The organism is Nocardia sp. NPDC051570, assembly GCF_044454005.1.
Taxonomy (GTDB): Bacteria; Actinomycetota; Actinomycetes; order Mycobacteriales; family Mycobacteriaceae; genus Nocardia.
Map to the genome: position 1 here is coordinate 541,298 of NZ_JBITDI010000005.1, position 18,183 is coordinate 559,480.

The following is an 18,183-nucleotide window of genomic DNA, read 5'->3' on the forward strand; positions in this document are numbered from 1 at the left end:
CTCAGGGACGAGGGCAATGACGTCGAGCGAGGATAGCGGCGCGGCGGTGGCCGTGCTGGAACGGCAGGCACCGCCCGAGCGCAGACGCCCTCGGGTGCTGCGCTGGTGTATCGCCGCGGCCATCGCCCTTGCCGGGATCTGCTATTCGTCGTGGGTTTTGGAATTCGTGCTGCCGCTGGGCCTGAATCCGGTCAGGTCGTTCCTGAGCGAACTCGATGCGCAGGGCCGTTCGTACGGCTGGGTGTTCTCCGCCGCCGATACAATCACCGGCACGCTGGCATTGGTCGCCGCGCTCGCGGGGCTGTTCGCGTTCTCTCTGCGCCCGTTGTCCACGCTGGCCTGGGTGGCTCTCGGCTGTTTCGGCGCCGCGACGATCGCCGACGCGCAATGGCCGCTGCGACCCTGCGACGACTGTCAGGCCGACAGCGGGCTGTTCCCGCAGCTGCATCAGATCCACGCCCTGACCAGTACCTTGGCGGTGACCTCGATCTTCGTGGCGATGATCGGATTCAGCGTGGCCGCGTTCCGTTATCGGCGCTGGCCCATCCTGCGGCATGCGGGCCTGTGGATCCTCGTGCTGGGTTCGGTGGTAACGATCTGGATGCTGATCGCGGACAATCTGCCCGGCAACTATGCGCTCGGCATCGCCCAGCGGATCCAGGTCGGATCGATGTCGCTGTGGCTGATCGCGCTCGCGGTGCAGATCTGGGTGGCCGAGCGCGCGCTCAACGACGACGATCCCGCACGGTCACCAGCGACCGCGGCGCCGAGGACGCGACCGCACCGGATACGGCCATCGCGGCGAATACCGCCACCATCAGGGCCAGGACGACAACTTCGATGATCGTGTTCATAAGCCCACGGTGACAGCGTCGACTGGCAGGGGTCCGTGGCGATGATCGGAGAAACCTGAGAATCCCGGGGGACGAGCGGCCGTCGCGATGAGTAATCTCGACACTTGTGACCAGCGACACGCCGGAACCATTGCTCGACACCGTCGATCGGGCCACGGGGCGCCTGATGGATGCCGTGGCGAAACTCACCGATGACGATGTGCCCGCACCGTCGCTGCTGCCCGACTGGACCCGCGGGCATCTGCTCGCGCATCTGGCGCGCAATGCCGACGGCCTGCTGAACCTGCTGCTGTGGGCGCGCACCGGAATCGAAACTCCGCAGTACGCAAGCCAATTCCTGCGCGATTCCGATATCGAGACGGGTGCGCCGCGCGCGATCGCGGAACAGCGGGACGATCTGCGCACCACCGCCGACCGCTGGCTGGCCCTGGCGCGCACGATGCCCGCCGACCGCTGGACCTACCGGGTGCGTGCCCGCACCGGCAAGGAGCTCCCGGCGTCCACGGTGCCCTGGCTTCGCCTGCGCGAGATCGAGATTCACCATGTGGATCTGAATATCGGCTACCGATCCCAGGATTGGCCCGCCGACTTCGTCGCCCGCATGCTCACCGAGCGGGTCGACGCCCTGGATCTCGCGGCCGCCTCCAACCGCCCGGCCGGCGCCAAGCCCATGACATCGGATCCGTCCCAGCCGCTTCCACCCAGCTTCACGATCGAGACCACCGACACCGGCTACGCCGCCACGATCGGCCCGGCCCCGACGGCAAAGATCTCGGGCCCGGCACATGACGTCCTGGCCTGGCTCATCGGTCGCTCCGACGGCGCGGATCTCAGTGGCGACCTGCCGGTGCTATCCGCCTGGCTGTGACGGATCGGTGGCAACGGTCACCTCGTGACACGCCTCGAGACGGCAGTCACAGCCGCGCCGTAGGGGTTCGGATCGGGGCGAAAATCGGTTGGCGGGAGCGGCGGTAGCTGGCAGCCTGGAGGTCCATACCCCAGGTGCGCGCTGCACGACCATGTTCGACGGGTCGGGGACCGAATCCTGCTGAACGATGAAGGGGGAGAACTGTTGTCCATCGCCCTGGCGGGAGCCTCGTCCGATACGGAGGCCGACAGTATCCGGTCACCGGAACCGTCCCGTGCGCCGCGATCCGGGCCGCTGAGCCGGTTGTGGCCGGATATCCGCTCGTATCGCTATGCGCTGTTCGCCAGCGCGACCCTGTCCTGGATCGGCATGCTCTGCGATATCGGGCTGCCGCTGCTGACCGGGCACATCGTGGACGGACCGGTCGCGCATCGCGATTTCGCCGGTGTGTGGTGGCCGATCGCGATCGTCACCGTGCTCGGCGTGATCAGCACGTGCACGGCCTGGTCCCGGCGCTGGATCATCGCCCGTCCGGCCGCCCGCCTCGAGGTCGATCTGCGCGGCAAGCTGTTCCGCCGGTTGCAGACCCTGTCGGTGGGTGCGCACGACGGGATGGAGTCGGGGCAGCTGACCTCGCGCGCCATCACCGATATGTCCACGCTGCGAAGGTATTTCGCATTCGTCGCGCCGTCGCTGGTATCGCTGATCGGCGGCCTGGTGGTGGGTCTGGGGCTGCTGTTCGTGTTCAGCTGGCAGATCGGCCTGGTGCAGTCGGCGATCGCGGTCCCGCTGGTGTTGTTGTCGCTGCGGTTCGAAGAGGAGTACGGCCGGGCCTCGCGCCGGGCTCAGGACCAGTCGGGCGATCTCGCGACGACGGTCGAGGAGTCCGCTCAGGGCATCCGGGTGCTGAAGGCGTTCGGGCGCGGGCCGTGGTTCGGGCAGCGGTTCCGCCGCCAATCGCTCGTGCTGCAGAACCTCGAGATGGATAAGGTGCGCCTCGCCGCCCGGCTGTGGACGGCGCTGAACCTGCTGTCCGGCCTGGGCATCGCGGCCGCGCTGGCGATCGGCGGATATCTGCTGGTGCAGCAGGCGATGACGCTGGGCACGCTGGTCGCGGGCATCACGCTCGCCACCTTCCTGCAGTGGCCGATCATGGGCCTGGGTTTCCTGCTGGCCGAGTTGAACCACGCCCGCACCGCGGCCGAGCGGTACTGGGAGATCATCGACACCCCGATCACGATCCTCGATCCGCGGCATCCGGTGCCGCTGCCGCGGTCGCTGCGCGGTGAATTGCGTTTCGAGAACGTGCGTTTCCGCTTCCCCGACGCCGAACATGATCTGTTGCATGATGTTTCGCTGCGGATCCGGCCGGGCGAGACGGTCGCGGTGGTCGGTGCCACCGGCAGTGGTAAATCCGCACTGCTGGGCCTGGTGCCGCGGCTGTTCGATGTGAGTGCGGGCGCGGTCACCGTCGACGGGGTCGATCTGCGCGATCTGCCGCTGGCCGAACTGCGCACGGTCGTCTCGGTTGCCTTCGAGGATCCGGTGCTGTTCTCCGCCAGCGTGCGCGAGAACATCACGCTGGGTTATCCGGACGCCACGACGGCGCAGGTCCGCGCGGCCCTCGATGTCGCGCGCGCCACCGAATTCGTCGACGAGCTGCCATGGGGTCTGCGAACCCGGATCGGCGAGCAGGGCCTGAGCCTGTCCGGCGGCCAGCGGCAGCGCCTGGCGCTGGCTCGCGCGGTGCTCAATCGGCAGCGGCATGCCGGTGGCCACCTCGTCGTGCTCGACGATCCGCTCTCGGCGCTGGACGTCACCACCGAGGTAGAGGTCCAGACCCGGTTGCAGACCGCACTCGCCGGGGCGACCGTGCTGCTGGTGGCCCACCGCCCGTCCACGGCCGCCTGGGCGGACCGGGTGGCCGTGCTCGACGGCGGCCGCATCATCGCCGACGGCCCGCACGAGCGCCTGCTCGAAACCTGTCCGCGCTACCGCGAACTGATGGGAGGTGACCTCGATGACACAGCCGCAGCAACCGAATTCGCCGCAGAACGGCAGCACTGACCATGGCTCGCTCGCGGTCGCGGAACCGCCTGCCACCCAGGCGGATTCGCTCGAACAGGAGTGGCGCGGCGTCGCCGCCGAGGAATCCGAGGCCACCGATGCGGTGAACCTGGCCCTGGCCGCCCGTTCGCGGCGGCTGCTGTGGTCGCTGGTGCGGCCGTATCGGGTGGCCGCGCTGTGGTCGCTGGTGTTGATCGTGATCGATAACGCGGCCATGGTGTCCGCGCCGCTGTTCATCGCGCACGGCCTCGATACCGGCGTGGGCCGGGCGCGGGCGGGGGATTGGGCGCCGTTGGCACTCGCGGTCGGCGGCGCCACCGGGTGCGCCCTGCTGGGCGGGCTGACCACCTTCCTGTTCCTGCGGATCTCCGGCCGGCTCAGCCAGCAGGTGCTGTTCGACCTGCGTCTGCGGGTGTTCACGCATGTGCAGCGGCTGTCGATCGCCTTCCACGAGAACTACACCTCGGGCAAGATCGTCGCGCGCCTCACCAGCGATCTGGAATCGCTCGAGGATCTGCTCGAGCGGGCGCTCAACGACGCGCTGAGCGCGGTGCTTTCGGTCGGCACGATCGCGGTCATCCTGCTGTATCTCGATATTCCGCTGGCGCTGGTGGTTTTAGCCGGATTCGTGCCCCTGGTGTTCGTCACGCGCTGGGCGCAGCGGCGGCAGCGGGCCGGATACCGACGCACCCGCGGCGCGATCGCGAAGGTCGTCGTGCACTTCGTGGAGACGATGGGCGGCATCCGGGCGGTGCAGACGTTCCGGCGGGAGCGGCGCAACGAGACCATCCTGGCCGACGAGGACGCCGCCTACCGCGAGGCCAATACCTCCGCGCTGCGCGGTATGGCCAGCTACATCGGCCTGGTGCGGTTGATCAACAACGCCTCCACGGTGGTGATCCTCGTGGTCGGCGCGTGGCGAGTCATCCACGGCCACACCGAGATCGGCGTGCTGGCGGCGTTCCTGCTGTATCTGCGACAGTTCTACGGGCCGCTGGACGAGCTCGCGCAGGTGTTCAACTCCTACCAGTCCGCGGCCGCGGCGCTGGAGCGGGTGTCCGGCGTGCTGGAGGAGCAGCCGACCGTCGCCGAACCGGCCGAACCCCGCAAGCTGGAGCACCCTCGGGGCGAATTGCATTTGCAAGACGTGTATTTCGAGTATCCAGCGCGAAAGACCCAGGGCGACGAGGAAACCAGTGGCGAGGTGGCGAAAAGGCCAGTGCTGCCGCTGTTTTCGATGACCATTCCGGCCGGCCAGGTGGTGGCGCTGGTCGGTGCCACGGGTGCGGGCAAGTCGACGTTCGCGAAGTTGATCGCCCGCTTCTACGATCCGTCCGGCGGCGCGGTCCGCCTCGACGGTATCGACCTGCGCGGGATCTCCGACACCGACCTGCGCCGCAATGTCGCGATGGTGACCCAGGAGGCGTATCTGTTCTCCGGCTCGGTCGCCGACAACATCCGGCTCGGCAGGCCCGAGGCGACCGATGCCGAGGTGCATGCGGCGGCCCGCGCGGTCGGCCTCTACGACTTCGTCATGTCGCTGCCGGAGGGGTTCGGCACTGATGTGCGCAAACGCGGTGGGCGGCTGTCGGCCGGTCAGCGTCAGCTGGTCGCCTTCGCACGCGTCTTCCTGGCCGATCCGTCGGTGATCGTGCTGGACGAGGCCACCTCCAGCCTCGACATTCCGGGTGAGCGGCAGGTGCAGCGCGCCCTGGAGACCGTGCTGCGCGAGCGCACTGCCGTGATCATCGCGCATCGCCTCTCCACGGTCGCGATCGCCGACCGGGTGCTGGTCCTCGAGGGCGGGCGGGTCGTCGAGGACGGTAGTCCGGCCGAATTGATCGCCGCCACCGGTCGTTTCGCGACGCTGCACACCGCATGGCGGGAATCGCTGGTCTAGTCGGAGGCGGATGTGAGCCAGGCACTGCGCTGCGAGGGGCCGGTCGTCCCCTACGGTAGAGGGGTGAGCAATCCAGCCCAGGGCAATTCGGCGGCCGCCCCGGAGAGCGGTTCCGGCGCGGACGTGGCGGCGGACGTGTCGCGATGGCCGGCGATGCTCACCTGGCGGGCGCATAACGCGTCGCGGATGGAATCGGTGCGAGTGACCCTGACCGGCAACCGGATTCGCGCCTCGGGCCGCATCATCGCCGGCGGCTGCGAGGACCATCCCGCCTTCAGCGCCTCCTACGATCTGATCACCGACGAGAACGGCATGACCAAGCGGCTGTCGCTGCGCAGCACGGTCGCGGCCGGGGAGCGGCACGCCTCGATCGCCCGCGATCAGGAGAACTACTGGCTGATCGACGCCGGCGGCACCCACGTCCGCTCCACATTCGGCGGCGCGCTGGATGTCGACGTGGTCCTGAGTCCCTTCTTCAACACCCTCCCGATCCGCCGCTACGGCCTGGCCCACGCCACCGAGGACGTCCACGTCCCCGTCGTCTACGTCCGCCTCCCCGACCTCCTGGTCCAGGAGGCGAGCCTGACCTATTCCAGCGGCCCCGACGGCATCCACGTCCTGTCCCCGGTCTCGACCGCCACGGTCACCGTCGACCCCGACGGCTTCCTCCTCGACTACCCGGGCCTGGCCGAAAGGATCTGACCCCGCGGTCCTGGGCGTGGACTCCCGCGCGTCTCAGAGCTCGCGGATGACCCCGCCGCCCCGGCCCGCCTCACGCAGCCTTTCCAGCCAATCGTGGTCGCCCGGGCGGATATCGGTGATGTCCCAGCGCGCGAGGGTGTCGTAGCGATCGCGTTCGCTGTAACCGGCGTCGATGAGCGGGCCGAGGGTGGCGTCGGCGGCGAGCCGGTCGCGGGCGTCGGTGAGTAGGCGCAGCACATCGTCGACGGCCTCGAGCAGGGCCGCGGAATTCGGCTCGCAGATGGCGCGGACGAGATCGGGTGCGGTGGCCGCCACGCGGGTGCCGTCGCGGAAGGAGCCCGCGGCCAGCCCCAGGGCCAGGTCACCGCCGCCCGCGCCCGCCACCGCCAGGGCCTCGGCCAGCACATGCGGCAGATGCGAGATCCGCGCGACGGCACGATCGTGTTCGGCGGCGAGCACGGGAACCACGACCGCGCCGCAGTCCAACGCCAGCCGCACCACCCGCGTCCAGGGCCGCACCTGTGTGCCCGGATCGACGCCGACCGCCCAGGCGGCACCGCGGAAGAGGTCGGGAGCCGATGCGGCCCAACCGGATTCGGCGGTACCGGCCATCGGATGGCCGCCCACATAGCGGGCGTCGAGCTCATGCCGGTGCACGGCCGCGGCCACCGGCGCCTTCACGCTGATCACATCGGTCAGCGGACAGCCGGGCGCGAACTCGACGACGGCGGACAGGATCGAATTCAGCGCGGGCATCGGTACGCCGATCACGACCAGCGCATCGGCCACCGCAGCGCGGCGCAGCACGGCCCCGATATCGTCGTCGACGTCGAAACCATCGGCGCGCGCGGCTCGTACGCCCGCCTCGGACCGGTTGTATCCCCAGGCCTCGTACCCCGCGCCGGCGGCGGCACGCAGTACCGATCCGCCGATCAAACCGGTACCCAGCACGCACACCGCGGAGTCGCTCACTGAACCAGATTCGCATACGACTTCAACATTTCCGCCCAGGCGGACTACCGTTGCGGCCATGGCACAGCGCTCGAGCACCAACAGGGCGACGTCGGACGATTACGACGACGTGGAAGGGTTCGCCGTGGCGGTTGTCCACGAGGAAAGTAAATGGCGGTGCAGCCCGCTCAGCCCAGCAGCTCTGACCAGTCTGTCGGCGGCCGAAGACGAGCTGCGCGCGTTGCGCAGCACCGGCGCGGTGTTCGGACTGCTCGATATCGATGACGAATTCTTCATCGTGCTGCGACCGGCACCGACCGGAAGTCGCCTACTGCTCTCGGATGCGACGGCAGCCATCGACTACGACATCGCCGCGGAAGTGCTCGAGGCGCTGAACGTCGAGATCCCGGACCTCGATCCGGATGAACTCGACGACGTCGAGCCCTGGGAGGAGGGCGATCTGGGCGTCCTGGCCGATCTCGGCCTGCCCGAACCGGTGCTGAGCGTGATCCTCGCCGAAACCGATCTCTACCCGGACGAGCAGCTCGGCATGATCGCCCAGCGGCTCGGTTTCGCCGACGAGCTCTCCGCGGTACTGGACAAACTCCCGCGCTGACCCGGTGCTTTCCGACGAGGATCTGATCCGCGCGGCCCTGTCGGCGGCCGCGGCCGCCGACCCCCGCGACGTCCCCGTGGGCGCCGTGGTGTTCGACGCCTCCGGCCGGGAATTGGCGCGCGCCGCCAACGCCCGCGAGGCCACCGGCGACCCCACCGCTCACGCGGAGGTCCTCGCCCTGCGCCGCGCGGCGCAGGTACACGGCGACGGCTGGCGCCTGACGGGCGCGACCCTGGCGGTGACGCTGGAACCGTGCACGATGTGCGCGGGCGCCCTCGTACTCGCCCGCGTCGATCGCCTGGTCTTCGGCGCCTGGGAACCGAAGACCGGCGCCGTAGGCTCCCTCTGGGACGTGGTCCGTGACCGTCGTCTCAATCACCGCCCCCAGGTCCGCGGCGGCGTCCTCGAATCCACTTGCGCCGCAACCCTGGACGCTTTCTTCCGCACCCACCGCCCCTGACCCCCGCTTCCAGGCGATTTCGAGATCATGGGGTCGGTCCGGTAAAGTCACCGGCGGTGGCGTGTCCGAGCGGCCTAAGGAGCACGCCTCGAAAGCGTGTGTGGGGTATCCCCCCACCGAGGGTTCAAATCCCTCCGCCACCGCTTACGCCCCTCACTTGCTCGCGCAGGTGAGGGGCTTTTTTCTTCCCCACAGAACGGCCGATCGGCCGCCGTGCCCACATCTTGCCCACACTCGGCGGGCGCGTACGCCTTGTCCATCGCATTCGCGCGCTTGTCGAGATCGTCATCGAACAAGTCCGCGTAGGTGTTCAGCGTCTCCTTGGCGTCCTTGTGCCCGAGCAGTCGGGCGAGCGCCAGAACGTTCGCTCCTGACGGCCTTCCGCCGCTCGCGCCTCCAATCGCGCTACCAGCGGCCATAGTTCGTTGACTGCTTCAACCGCGTGACCGGCTTGGCGGGCCACTTCGGCAAGGCGGACGGTGGAGTCTCCGAACTGGAGCATTGCCCTGTATTCGGCATCGTCGGTGCCGGTAACTCCGAGGATGTGTGCGGGTAGCCCGAGCTGGGCGGCAATGTGACGGCGTGAAGCAACATCCGTGATTGCCCGCCGTCCGGTCTCGAGCATCGAAACATACGACTTGTCGTATCCGAGCAGTTCGGCAAGCGCTATCTGATTGAGCCCATTGATCCGGCGGTAGGTGCGCAGGATCGTCGGCAGGTCGCGGGCAGCGATGGCTAGAGCCGCCTCCGGGGTTGCCCATAACCAAATGACAGAGGCGATCGGCGCGGCGGCCTGCACCTGTACCTGCTCGGTGCTGTTGGTGGCGGCACAGGTGGGACATGCGGGTTCGTTCGCGTAGCAAGTGATCGTGACGCCGCACGCCTGACACCTGCTGCCGCCCATGGCTTCCTTAGATGTTCTTCGCTGCCCGGAGCTGCGCGAACCAGGTCATGATCGACCGCTTGTAGCCGTCCGGCATCTTCAGGCCCGCAATTTGGTCTTCGCTGAAGAGGCCAACCTCTTTGTGCTCATGCGACAGAACGGGGTCGGCCTCGGTATCCGGGTAGCAGCCGTAGGTCACGATGAAGACGTGCCGTTCGGCCTCGTTGATGTAGTAGATCCAGGAGTCGAGAATCGGCCCGGTGGTGACCGGCCATTGCGTCTCCTCGGTGATCTCACGGGCTACGCACTCTTCGGGTGTCTCGGTGGGTTCGATTCTGCCGCCGGGCAATTCCCACTCGTCACGTTCGTTCTTCAGGAGGAGAACCTTCCTGTCGTGAACTACCACGCCTTTCACCGAGATCGAGTACATGTGCGGCACGTATCCGGAGGCAGCCGTCATATCCGCGACGCTAGCACCGCTGACCACGCAGTATGGCGGGTTGGAGGTTGACAGTCTGTCAGTGGACGCGCTGACAACGTGCGGCGCACGGTTGGGGGCATGTTCATTGACTTACAGCAGGAATGGGCAACAGGAGTAGCCGCGCAGCTGATTGAGTATGGGTTGGCCATGATCGAGGGAATCCGCACCCGGGCTCAACTGCTCACTTTCGGGGCGGCGCTCGGTCATCTTGTCCCGCATAGGGATAGCGGTCAGCCCGCGTTCCTCTGCGGCGAGACTAGCTTTCCAGCAGCCGAATTCGATTCGGCTGCCGGAGAACCGATTCTTTTATCCCCGAGATCAGGGCAGGACCTGGGGAATGGCGTCCGGGGCGATCGCGCCGACGATCAAGCCGACCAGGGCGCCCTGGAGGGCGGGGCCGAGGATGCAGAGCGGGATGAGGGGGATGCCGACGATGGTGACGGCGCAGACGACGGCTCCGAATACGGCTCCGACAATCGCACCCGCCGCCGCGCCATTGCCCAGCGGATCGTGGTTGGCCGCATTCGGATTGGTGGTGATGTCCTGAGGGGCCGTGGCCGCCACCGGTTGCGCGACCTCCGGAGTGGCGGGCTGGGGGGCGGTCGGTGCGACGGGAGTCACGGCCGTCAGCGCGATCGGGGCCGCCTGGGGAGCCGCGACCATCTGGACGACGGGGGCCGACTGGGGGGCATCGGCCGAGGCCGCCCCCGCGCCCGCGAAGGTCGCCGCGACCGCCAGCGGCAATGCCGCGATGAGAGCCCTACGCCCGAAACTGCCCACAAGCCGACGCATGATTTTCCTGTCCTCCCGATCGTTACAACACGCTGAACTCAGTTGGCGCGCAGAACGTTTCACGTTGCGAATTACAACGATCAAGTTCTATCCGATGCCGGTCACCGAATCAAGCCCGGCGATGCCGTTCACCGCGATTTAATCTGGTTCAGCGACACCGCATTTGGTTGCACAGCGGGGATTGCGGCGGGCGGTTCGCGCCCCGAAGGTTCGTCCGTCCGTCGTTTCCGGCTTGTCGTTCAATTCGCCGCCGCACCACGGATTATCGTGATCCGCGACGTACAAGTCGCTTCGGCGCCACCGTCGTTGGAGCGACAGAGATCAGTAGTCCCCGCCGCGCACGGCCGCGTCCATCTGCGCGTAGGCGTTGGCCGCGAGCCGTTCCAACAGTGCGAGTTTCAGCTGCGGCGCCTGTTCGGTGAGCCGGTCGAACCGGGCCGGACTGAGCACGGCGATCCGTACCGCGGTCTCGGCACGCACCTCATTGGCGAAGGGATTGCCGACCAGCATCGGAATCTCGCCGAACGACATGCCCGCCGACAGGGTCACCAGTCGGTGATCGCGACCGTCGGCGCCGTCGAAGCCGATCCGTACCCGGCCCTCGAGAATCAGGTACAGGCCCGATCGGGCGCTGCCGCGTTTCGCGATGATCTCGCCCCGGGTGATGGTCCGTACCTCGAATTCCCTTGCCAGCCGGGAACATTCGCCGGAATCCAGGGCGGCGAGGGCGGGATGGTCCTCGACGGTCAGCGATGCGCACGTCGGCGCGTCGGCGGAACGATATCTGGCGAGCACGATGTTCTCGCACCATTCGGTCGCGGCGTCGCGATCGATGAACACCCGTCCGCGCGGATCGGACGGATCCAGACTCGACACCGTATGTCCGAGTTTGGCATCCGGGTCGACGATGGCCACCTGGCAGCCGGTGGCGGCCAATTCGGCTTCCAGACCGTCGAGCATGCGCACCGCGATCGCGCTCACCTCGCCGACGCGGTGCAGGTCGACTACCAGCGCATCCAGCTCGCCCGCCTGCCCCTCGATGATCCGCACCGCCCGCTCGGCGCCCGCGAACAGCAGGTCGCCGTGCAGCTCGTAGACCCGGGCCCGATGTCCGTGCTCGGCCAGTACCGCCATCTCGTCGGTGCTGCGGCGCAGCCGCGACGGCACCTCGGCCACCGTGTACTCGGAGCGGATCGCCGTCTGCGCGGCCCTGGTGACGTGCAGGAAGTGCAATTCGAGTCGTTTGGACAGTTCCCGGCACACCGCCACGCCGCGCACGCTGTTGCCGTGCGTGTCCAGGCGCGGCGAGTAGACGGCAATGCCGATCTGCCCGGGCAGCACCGCCAAAATGCCGCCGCCGACACCGCTTTTCGCGGGCAAGCCCACGGTGCTCACCCAGTCGCCGGCGGCGTTGTACATGCCGCAGGTGGTCATCACGCTCAACACCTGTTCGGTCAGCGCGGCCGAGAGCGCGCGTTCCCGGCTGAGCGGGTTGACGCCGTTGTTGGCCAGCGTCGCGGCCATCACCGCGAGGTCGCGGCAGGTGACATCGACCGAGCACTGGCGGAAGTAGCGGTCGACGGCCTCGTCCGGATCGGAGTCGATGATGCCGAACGAGCGCAGCATGTAGCCGATGGCGCGATTGCGGTATCCGGTGCGCGCCTCGGAGGCGTAGACGGCCTCGTTCATGGTGAGGTGCCGTCCGGCGAAACGGGAGTAGCAGCGCAGGATGCGTTCGAAACGATCGGCGGGATCGCGTCCGTCGATCAGCGCGGCCGCGGTGATGGCACCGGCGTTGATCATCGGGTTGCGCGGGCGTTCGGTGATCGGGTCCAGGCTGATCTCATTGAAGGGTTCGCCGGAGGGTTCCACGTCGATGCGGTCGGCGACGGCGGCCGGGCCGCGGTCGGCCAGCGCGAGGGCGTAGGTGAACGGCTTGGAGATCGATTGGATGGTGAACGCGGTGGTGTCGTCACCGGTCCCGTAGATCTGGCCGTCCGCGGTCGCCAGGCACAGTGCGAACGAATCCGGTTGTACTGCAGCAAGTTCCGGGATGTAGTCGGCCAGCTCGCCGGACCGGTCCGCCCGGCAGAGCCGGTAGACGTCGGCGACGATCCCGGCCACCACGCCGGGTTGAGAAACCGCTGCTCCGGACTGAACCACGCGACCACTCTATGCGGCAACCCGGTGCGTTCGCCGGACGGTCCGGCGGTCGGATCAGGAATACCGGCAGGTAGTGGCAACGAGTCGACCCCGACCACGGTCGCCCGTGTATCCCAGGCGGCGACGGCCGTGCGCTGGGCCGCCCATAGGCTGGGGGTGACGCTCGTCCCGGCCTCCGCGGTGCCCCTCGTCGTGTCCCAGCCCGTCGTCGCCGCGCTCCGGCGCGGTGCTGGCCCGGCGGAGGCGGCCCCGCTCGAACTCCTGTGTCAGGAGACCTGGCACAAATCCGCTCCCGGCCGCGCCGACGGCGCCATGAGCCGGTGACGGCGCGCGAGAATTGTCATCCGTAATTCATTTGATAAGAAGGCACTTCACAATGCCCGGAGAACCTGGAAACAACAGCTTCGATCTACTGCCGCTGTTCGGAACGCTGGTATTCGCGCCACGCCTTCTGGGTGTCGGTCAGTTTCTGGCGAGGGGTTCGCGTGCGGAAGAAGTTGACCGCCATCAGTACCGGCAGGATGAATGCCTGGAAGAAGATCCAATACGAGTCGCCGTCGAAGATGAAGGCGAGGTAGCCGGCATAGCCGAGGTATACCGACCCGAAGATGAAGTTGATCGTCCGTGAGGTGCTGCTCTGGCCGGACTTCATCGTGGCCATCGCGATCATGGCGATACCACTGACCGCGAGCAGACCGACATACCAATTGAACATGGACCCCCCGATGCCTGTTCGGCCGTCCGTTCGGCCCGGCCGCGCCGGAACGATAGCACCCGACTTCGGCACCGCACCAATGAAATCGGCGCCGCCACCGATGCTCCCATCGGCCGCGTCCCGAATGGTGACGATCGACTCCGGAAATTCATCAGTCCGTTCGCGATTCGTCGGCCGCCGGAGTCACACCGGCCAGCAGGAGATCCATCATGCGGGTGGCCTGATCGCGTTGGTCGGGTTGACCGCAGGCGAGGAAGATGCCGACAAGGCTCGCGATCACATCGTCGGCGCGGACGTCGGTACGCAGGGTGTGTTCGGCGGCCCCGGCGTCGAGCAATGACTGTGCCGCGGCGGCCAATTGGGTGCGGGCCTGGGCGCTGGTGACGGCGCCCGAAGCGATGATCGCGCGCAATGCCTCGGCCATCTCGCGCTTGGTCGCGACGTAGTCGGCGAAATGATCCATCCAGGCACGCAACGCGTTTCGAGCGGGCATGGTCCGCAGTAGTTCGGTCGCGGTGTCGCACAACCGATTCAGTTCGGCGCGATACACCGCCTCGACCAGGGCGTCGCGGGTCGGGAAATGGCGGTAGAGCGTGCCGATCCCGACCCCCGCATCGCGCGCGACGGCCTCCAGGGCGACCCTGCTGCCCTGTTCGGTGAGCAGCCGCCGGGCCGACTCCACCAGTCGTTGCCGATTGCGTTGTGCGTCGGCGCGTCCCGTTGTCACATGACCTCACTCGAATCAAGCGGAGGGCCCTCCGCTTCTGCTACGCTCGGAATGAACCGGAGGATCCTCCGGTTCATGATTCGACTATGCCATTCCTGATGGGACCACGCATATGAAGACCGATGACCTGCGTTTCGATCGGCCCGGCGGCATCGCGCGGCTGGCCGGTCGTCCGGTCGGCCGGATCGGATTCGGAGCCATGCAGCTGGTGGCGGACCGGCCCGAACGCCCGGCCCCGGACCGCTCGACGGCCGTCACCGTGCTCCGGCGGGCGGTCGAACGCGGGGCGAACCACATCGACACCGCCCAGTTCTACGGCGACGGCGCGTGTAACGAATTGATCCGCGCCGCACTGTCTCCCTACCCCGAGGATCTGGTCCTGGTGAGCAAGGTCGGCGCCGCCAGCGCGCCGAAGGCGGGAATCGTCGCGGCCCAACGGCCCGAGCAGTTGCGGGCACAGGTCGAGGCGAATCTCGCGACGCTCGGCATCGAGCAGATCCCCGTGATCAACCTGCGTCGCCTGGACACTCCGCCCGGTCTGCGCGCCGAGGGTGACCAGCAGGTCGACCTCGACGCCCAACTGGCCGAACTGCTGACCCTGCGCGCGGAGGGCAAGATCGACGGAATCGGTCTCAGTAATGTCAGCGCCGCCCAGTTGCGCCGCGCGCTACCCGCCCGCATCGAATGCGTGCAGAACCTCCACCATCCCCTCGACCGCACCGCCGAGCCGGTGCTGGATCTGTGCCGCGAGCACGACATCGCCTGGGTGCCGTTCTTCCCCTTCGGCTCCGCATGGTCCGCGGGACCGAAGCCCATCGCGCACCCCACCGTCGTGGCGATCGCCGAAACCCTGAATGCGACACCGGCGCAAATCATTTCGGCGTGGCACCTGTCCCACTACTCCCATACTCTGCTCATCCCGGGCACCACCGATCCGGACCACCTCGACGACAATCTCGCCGCGGGCCGGATCGTCCTCGACGCGAACGCGCAGGCGGCCATCGACAACCTCGCCGGTGATCCGACACCCGAATAGCGCCTCGGTTACAGTGCGAGAACGCGGACGGGTGGGGAAAACCGCTGTCCGGTCGAAGCTTTCGAGAAAAGGGGGACAAGGTGGCGATGGCCTCTTCGGAATCGGTGCGGGCCGCGGTGTTTCGAGGCGTCGACGCGCCGTTGGCGGTGGAGCGGATCACGCTGGACCCACCGGGCCCGACCGAGGTCCGGGTCCGAATGGCGGCGGTTGGACTGTGCCACACCGAACTCCATGTGCTGCGCGGTGAGCAGGCCGTCGGCATGACGCCGATGGTCCTCGGCCATGAGGGTGCGGGGATCGTCGAGGCGGTCGGGGATCGCGTCCACGACATCGTCGTGGGCGATCACGTGGCATTGACGTGGCTGCCCGCCTGCGGACGCTGCTCCGCGTGTGCGAAAGGGAACCATCACCGCTGTGTGGAGAGCTCCCGGATCACCGCCGGGCCGCAGCTGGACGGAACCTACCGCCGCCGGGATCGGACCGGTGCGGAGGTCGGGGGATTCTGCCTGGTGGGTGCGTTCGCCGAGCAGACCGTCGTGGATCAGGCCAGTGTCGTGGTGGTCGATCGCGGCCTGCCGTTCGAGGTGGTCGCGTTGGCGGCCTGCGGTGTGCCCGGCGGATTCGGCGCGGTGACCCATGCGGCCGGGGTCCGGCCCGGTGATTCGGTGCTCGTGATCGGGGCGGGTGGTACGGGCATGAGCGCCATCCAGGCCGCTCGGCTGTCCGGCGCCGGCCGGATCATCGCCGCCGACGTCCAGGAGTGGAAGTTGGCGCAGGCCGAACGTTTCGGGGCGACCGACACGGTTGTGGTGCGGGCCCCGGACGAGCTGGCGCATCAGGTGGTGGAGCTGACCGGTGGAACCGGGGTCGACTACGCGTTCGTCTGTGTCGGCGCGGACGACGCACTGCCGCAGGCGATCCGGGCCACCGCCAAGGGCGGAACCATCGTGATCACCGGGCTGATTCCCAGCTCCGTCGATCGGATCTCGGTCGCACCGATCGAACTGCAGCGCGGGCAGAAGACGGTGATCGGATCGGCATACGGCTCGATCAGTCAGCGAGTCGGAATCCCGGAGGTGCTGCGGCACTACGAATCCGGGAGGTTGGATATCGCCGGGCTGGTGAGCCGGTCGTATCGACTCGACGATATCGCCACGGCATATGAGGACCTCGCGGCCGGACGCAACCTGCGCGGCATGCTCCGATTCGACTGACCGCAAGGCAAGTGCCCCTCACCAGCTCTGCAGATGAGGTGCACCCTCGCCGAGGGTGTTGCACAGCTGTGAAACAGCGGATATCCTCAGGGGCATGAGCAGCGGTAATGCGACGGTCGGGTTTCGCCCGAACGCACACGACAGGGTGCTGTTGAAGCAACTGGCTCACAGGGGCGAAACGAACGCCGATGTGCTGCGCCGGGCGCTGGAGGCATTGGCGCGTCAGGAATGGGTGGCGGCTGCCCAGGCGGAAGCCGAAGCGATCGTAGCCAGCGGTGAGAATCTCAACGATGAGCCGGAAGCCTGGTAAGTGATCAGGGGAGCGATCCATCAGATCGATCTGGGTGACGAGAAGCGAGGGCACGAGCAACGCGGAAAGCGTTATGGGGTAGTGCTTTCCGAGTTGGACTGGTCGATGGTGACCGTGGTCCCCACCTCTACGAGTGCTCAGCCGTCGAGGTTTCGGCCGGAGATCGAATTGAATGGGCACAGAACGCGTTTGCTCGTGGATCAGGTTCGCTCGCTCGACTCCGGCTATGTGCGCGACATGGTCGGATACCTGCCTCGCGGGGATATGCGGCGACTGGAGCAAGCGCTGCGGCTTTACCTCGGGCTGTAAGCCGACGTCTTGCCGAACAAGTGCCCCTCACCGGCTCTGCAGATGAGGGGCACTTTGGCAGGGACACGTCGAGCCTACGACCCGCTGGTACGCGAAGTGGGCTGTGGGCGTAGCTGATCGGGCTCGGGCGTGGCCGGAATGGTTCAGGCGACCTCGGATTTCCGATGTTCGGTGACCTCGGTGAAGATGCGTAGCCCCTCGGCGACCTTGCCGGAGAGGATGTTGAGTTGTTCGGGGCCCAAGGGGTCGCTGGTGGCTGCGGCGGAGGCGAGGCGGTCGCGGACCTGTTCCAGCCACAGGTGCGCGAACTGGATGTGGCGGTCGAGAGGCATGCACCGACAGTACCCGAAATCGAACATCAGTTCGAGACTTGACTACTGGCGTTTCTTGCCGAGTTCGCCCGCATAGAGGGCGCGCAGGCCCGCGGCGGCCAGCGCCGTGCAGTGGTCGACGAGGTCGGTCATGGGCAGGGCGAGGCGACCCTCCTGCTGTTCGGTGATCACCTGCCGCAGCATGCCGACCACAGCGTGCGAGTAGACCTCGATCGAGGCGGCGGGCGCGCCATCGGGGCGGGCGCGGCGGGCGGTCTCGGCAACCAGTTCGGCGAAGCGTCGCAACGATTCCCGCAGATGTCCCTCGGCCTGGGCACTCGCGGGCTCGGCGAAGACGATGCGCAGGGTGCGCCGGTCCGCGGCCAGGGCCTCGAGGAAGGTGCCGATTCCGGCGCGCAGCTTCCGATCGCCCGCGGCGGGTTCGGCCTCGACGGCCGCGGCCACCGCATCGAACAGCTCCCGTACCACCGCATCGAAGACGGTGACGAACAATTCCCTTGTGCCCACGAAGGATTCGTAGAAGTACCGGTCGGTGAGCCCGGCCTCGCGGCAGATGTCCTTGACTCCCGTGGTCAGCACGCCCCGCGTGCCGAACAGCTCATAGCCGGCGCGCAGCAGCTGTTCGCGGCGCGCGGCCACCCGCAGCTCGGCGTCGATACCGCCGTAGCGGCGGCTGGGGCGGCGCCGGTTCGAACCGTCGGCGGGCTCGGGCACCCGAATCTCCTTCCATGGGATTCTCGTCGCCATTATCGCGCGCCGAATGCTTACCTCTGGTAAATATGACTATCGCAATCGTCAGATTG

At 67.6% G+C, this 18,183-nt stretch carries 21 protein-coding genes and 1 tRNA gene; 13 read left to right on the forward strand and 9 right to left on the reverse strand.

Annotated elements, in window-relative coordinates; all coding sequences use genetic code 11:
- Window positions 1–16: 16 nt before the first annotated feature.
- The 5 genes from ACIA76_RS15850 (at window position 17) to ACIA76_RS15870 (ending at window position 6,391) form a co-directional block, all read left to right on the forward strand.
- Entirely contained in the window at window positions 17–844 is an 828-nt protein-coding gene (locus ACIA76_RS15850; RefSeq protein ID WP_397152498.1) for a DUF998 domain-containing protein, read from the forward strand.
- Between the two features lie 116 nt (window positions 845–960).
- A complete protein-coding gene (locus tag ACIA76_RS15855) occupies window positions 961–1,722 on the forward strand; it encodes a maleylpyruvate isomerase family mycothiol-dependent enzyme (protein ID WP_397152499.1) in 762 nt (253 codons plus the stop codon).
- 204 nt (window positions 1,723–1,926) lie between these two features.
- On the forward strand, window positions 1,927–3,789 hold the full coding sequence (locus ACIA76_RS15860; RefSeq protein WP_397152500.1) for an ABC transporter ATP-binding protein: 1,863 nt from the start codon (window positions 1,927–1,929) through the stop codon (window positions 3,787–3,789).
- Window positions 3,743–5,689, forward strand: coding sequence for an ABC transporter ATP-binding protein (locus ACIA76_RS15865; protein ID WP_397152501.1), 1,947 nt, complete (start codon window positions 3,743–3,745; stop codon window positions 5,687–5,689). Before ACIA76_RS15860 ends, ACIA76_RS15865 begins: the two co-directional genes overlap by 47 nt.
- Window positions 5,690–5,842: 153 nt before the next feature.
- The gene (locus ACIA76_RS15870) at window positions 5,843–6,391 is read left to right on the forward strand and encodes a putative glycolipid-binding domain-containing protein (RefSeq protein ID WP_397152591.1); all 549 of its coding nucleotides are present in this window, start codon (window positions 5,843–5,845) and stop codon (window positions 6,389–6,391) included.
- A gap of 33 nt (window positions 6,392–6,424) precedes the next feature.
- Here the strand turns inward: ACIA76_RS15870 and ACIA76_RS15875 are convergent, their stop codons facing one another.
- Complete coding sequence (locus ACIA76_RS15875) at window positions 6,425–7,423, reverse strand: prephenate dehydrogenase (RefSeq protein WP_397152502.1); 999 nt, start codon at window positions 7,421–7,423, stop codon at window positions 6,425–6,427.
- Between ACIA76_RS15875 and ACIA76_RS15880 the strand changes: the two genes are divergently transcribed.
- From ACIA76_RS15880 to ACIA76_RS15890, 3 genes are all read left to right on the forward strand, one after another.
- Window positions 7,422–7,958, forward strand: a complete 537-nt coding sequence (locus tag ACIA76_RS15880; RefSeq protein WP_397152503.1) for a tRNA adenosine deaminase-associated protein — start codon at window positions 7,422–7,424, stop codon at window positions 7,956–7,958. The two genes, ACIA76_RS15875 and ACIA76_RS15880, sit on opposite strands and share 2 nt — an antisense overlap.
- Before the next feature lie 4 nt (window positions 7,959–7,962).
- On the forward strand, window positions 7,963–8,418 hold the full coding sequence (locus ACIA76_RS15885; RefSeq protein WP_397152504.1) for a nucleoside deaminase: 456 nt from the start codon (window positions 7,963–7,965) through the stop codon (window positions 8,416–8,418).
- 55 nt (window positions 8,419–8,473) lie between these two features.
- Window positions 8,474–8,561: transfer RNA gene (locus ACIA76_RS15890), tRNA-Ser, on the forward strand.
- Between the two features lie 167 nt (window positions 8,562–8,728).
- Here the strand turns inward: ACIA76_RS15890 and ACIA76_RS15895 are convergent.
- From ACIA76_RS15895 to glsA, 4 genes are all read right to left on the reverse strand, one after another.
- Window positions 8,729–9,322, reverse strand: coding sequence for a helix-turn-helix domain-containing protein (locus ACIA76_RS15895; protein ID WP_397152505.1), 594 nt, complete (start codon window positions 9,320–9,322; stop codon window positions 8,729–8,731).
- Window positions 9,323–9,329: 7 nt separating this feature from the next.
- Window positions 9,330–9,761, reverse strand: a complete 432-nt coding sequence (locus tag ACIA76_RS15900; protein WP_397152506.1) for an NUDIX domain-containing protein — start codon at window positions 9,759–9,761, stop codon at window positions 9,330–9,332.
- Between the two features lie 339 nt (window positions 9,762–10,100).
- Window positions 10,101–10,574: a hypothetical protein gene (locus ACIA76_RS15905; RefSeq protein ID WP_397152507.1), complete on the reverse strand. Its 474-nt coding sequence runs from the start codon at window positions 10,572–10,574 to the stop codon at window positions 10,101–10,103.
- A gap of 321 nt (window positions 10,575–10,895) precedes the next feature.
- On the reverse strand, window positions 10,896–12,737 hold the full coding sequence (glsA, locus tag ACIA76_RS15910) for a glutaminase A (protein WP_397152508.1): 1,842 nt from the start codon (window positions 12,735–12,737) through the stop codon (window positions 10,896–10,898).
- A 24-nt stretch (window positions 12,738–12,761) separates the two neighbouring features.
- Here glsA and ACIA76_RS15915 point away from each other — a divergent pair, with 24 nt between their 5' ends.
- Window positions 12,762–13,061 carry a hypothetical protein gene (locus tag ACIA76_RS15915; protein ID WP_397152509.1) on the forward strand — a complete coding sequence of 100 codons (300 nt, stop codon included), beginning with the start codon at window positions 12,762–12,764 and terminating at the stop codon, window positions 13,059–13,061.
- Window positions 13,062–13,146: 85 nt separating this feature from the next.
- Here the strand turns inward: ACIA76_RS15915 and ACIA76_RS15920 are convergent, their stop codons facing one another.
- Window positions 13,147–13,452, reverse strand: coding sequence for a hypothetical protein (locus ACIA76_RS15920; RefSeq protein WP_397152510.1), 306 nt, complete (start codon window positions 13,450–13,452; stop codon window positions 13,147–13,149).
- 151 nt (window positions 13,453–13,603) lie between these two features.
- Window positions 13,604–14,179, reverse strand: a complete 576-nt coding sequence (locus ACIA76_RS15925; RefSeq protein ID WP_397152511.1) for a TetR/AcrR family transcriptional regulator — start codon at window positions 14,177–14,179, stop codon at window positions 13,604–13,606.
- Between the two features lie 112 nt (window positions 14,180–14,291).
- Here ACIA76_RS15925 and ACIA76_RS15930 point away from each other — a divergent pair, with 112 nt between their 5' ends.
- The 4 genes from ACIA76_RS15930 (at window position 14,292) to ACIA76_RS15945 (ending at window position 17,048) form a co-directional block, all read left to right on the forward strand.
- Window positions 14,292–15,215 (forward strand): aldo/keto reductase, encoded by a 924-nt coding sequence (locus ACIA76_RS15930; protein WP_397152512.1) that lies wholly within the window; start codon window positions 14,292–14,294, stop codon window positions 15,213–15,215.
- An 86-nt stretch (window positions 15,216–15,301) separates the two neighbouring features.
- Window positions 15,302–16,429, forward strand: a complete 1,128-nt coding sequence (locus ACIA76_RS15935) for a zinc-binding dehydrogenase (RefSeq protein WP_397152513.1) — start codon at window positions 15,302–15,304, stop codon at window positions 16,427–16,429.
- Between the two features lie 94 nt (window positions 16,430–16,523).
- Window positions 16,524–16,739, forward strand: a complete 216-nt coding sequence (locus ACIA76_RS15940; RefSeq protein WP_397152514.1) for a hypothetical protein — start codon at window positions 16,524–16,526, stop codon at window positions 16,737–16,739.
- Complete coding sequence (locus tag ACIA76_RS15945; RefSeq protein ID WP_397152515.1) at window positions 16,740–17,048, forward strand: type II toxin-antitoxin system PemK/MazF family toxin; 309 nt, start codon at window positions 16,740–16,742, stop codon at window positions 17,046–17,048.
- 143 nt (window positions 17,049–17,191) lie between these two features.
- Here the strand turns inward: ACIA76_RS15945 and ACIA76_RS15950 are convergent, their stop codons facing one another.
- Both ACIA76_RS15950 and ACIA76_RS15955 read right to left on the reverse strand, forming a co-directional pair.
- Window positions 17,192–17,380, reverse strand: a complete 189-nt coding sequence (locus tag ACIA76_RS15950; protein WP_397152516.1) for a DUF6374 family protein — start codon at window positions 17,378–17,380, stop codon at window positions 17,192–17,194.
- Between the two features lie 42 nt (window positions 17,381–17,422).
- Window positions 17,423–18,094 (reverse strand): TetR/AcrR family transcriptional regulator, encoded by a 672-nt coding sequence (locus ACIA76_RS15955; RefSeq protein ID WP_397152517.1) that lies wholly within the window; start codon window positions 18,092–18,094, stop codon window positions 17,423–17,425.
- Window positions 18,095–18,183: the final 89 nt, after the last annotated feature.

Bases quoted from the DNA above. Each gene is read 5' to 3' on its own strand.
- ACIA76_RS15880 (WP_397152503.1), top strand. From the start codon at position 7,422: ATGGCACAGCGCTCGAGCACCAACAGGGCGACGTCGGACGATTACGAC.
- ACIA76_RS15875 (WP_397152502.1), bottom strand. From the start codon at position 7,423: ATGGCCGCAACGGTAGTCCGCCTGGGCGGAAATGTTGAAGTCGTATGC.
- ACIA76_RS15950 (WP_397152516.1), bottom strand. From the start codon at position 17,380: ATGCCTCTCGACCGCCACATCCAGTTCGCGCACCTGTGGCTGGAACAG.
- ACIA76_RS15905 (WP_397152507.1), bottom strand. From the start codon at position 10,574: ATGCGTCGGCTTGTGGGCAGTTTCGGGCGTAGGGCTCTCATCGCGGCA.
- ACIA76_RS15940 (WP_397152514.1), top strand. From the start codon at position 16,524: ATGAGCAGCGGTAATGCGACGGTCGGGTTTCGCCCGAACGCACACGAC.
- ACIA76_RS15865 (WP_397152501.1), top strand. From the start codon at position 3,743: ATGACACAGCCGCAGCAACCGAATTCGCCGCAGAACGGCAGCACTGAC.
- ACIA76_RS15930 (WP_397152512.1), top strand. From the start codon at position 14,292: ATGAAGACCGATGACCTGCGTTTCGATCGGCCCGGCGGCATCGCGCGG.
- ACIA76_RS15900 (WP_397152506.1), bottom strand. From the start codon at position 9,761: ATGACGGCTGCCTCCGGATACGTGCCGCACATGTACTCGATCTCGGTG.
- ACIA76_RS15850 (WP_397152498.1), top strand. From the start codon at position 17: ATGACGTCGAGCGAGGATAGCGGCGCGGCGGTGGCCGTGCTGGAACGG.
- ACIA76_RS15920 (WP_397152510.1), bottom strand. From the start codon at position 13,452: ATGTTCAATTGGTATGTCGGTCTGCTCGCGGTCAGTGGTATCGCCATG.
- ACIA76_RS15870 (WP_397152591.1), top strand. From the start codon at position 5,843: ATGCTCACCTGGCGGGCGCATAACGCGTCGCGGATGGAATCGGTGCGA.
- ACIA76_RS15935 (WP_397152513.1), top strand. From the start codon at position 15,302: ATGGCCTCTTCGGAATCGGTGCGGGCCGCGGTGTTTCGAGGCGTCGAC.
- ACIA76_RS15895 (WP_397152505.1), bottom strand. From the start codon at position 9,322: ATGGGCGGCAGCAGGTGTCAGGCGTGCGGCGTCACGATCACTTGCTAC.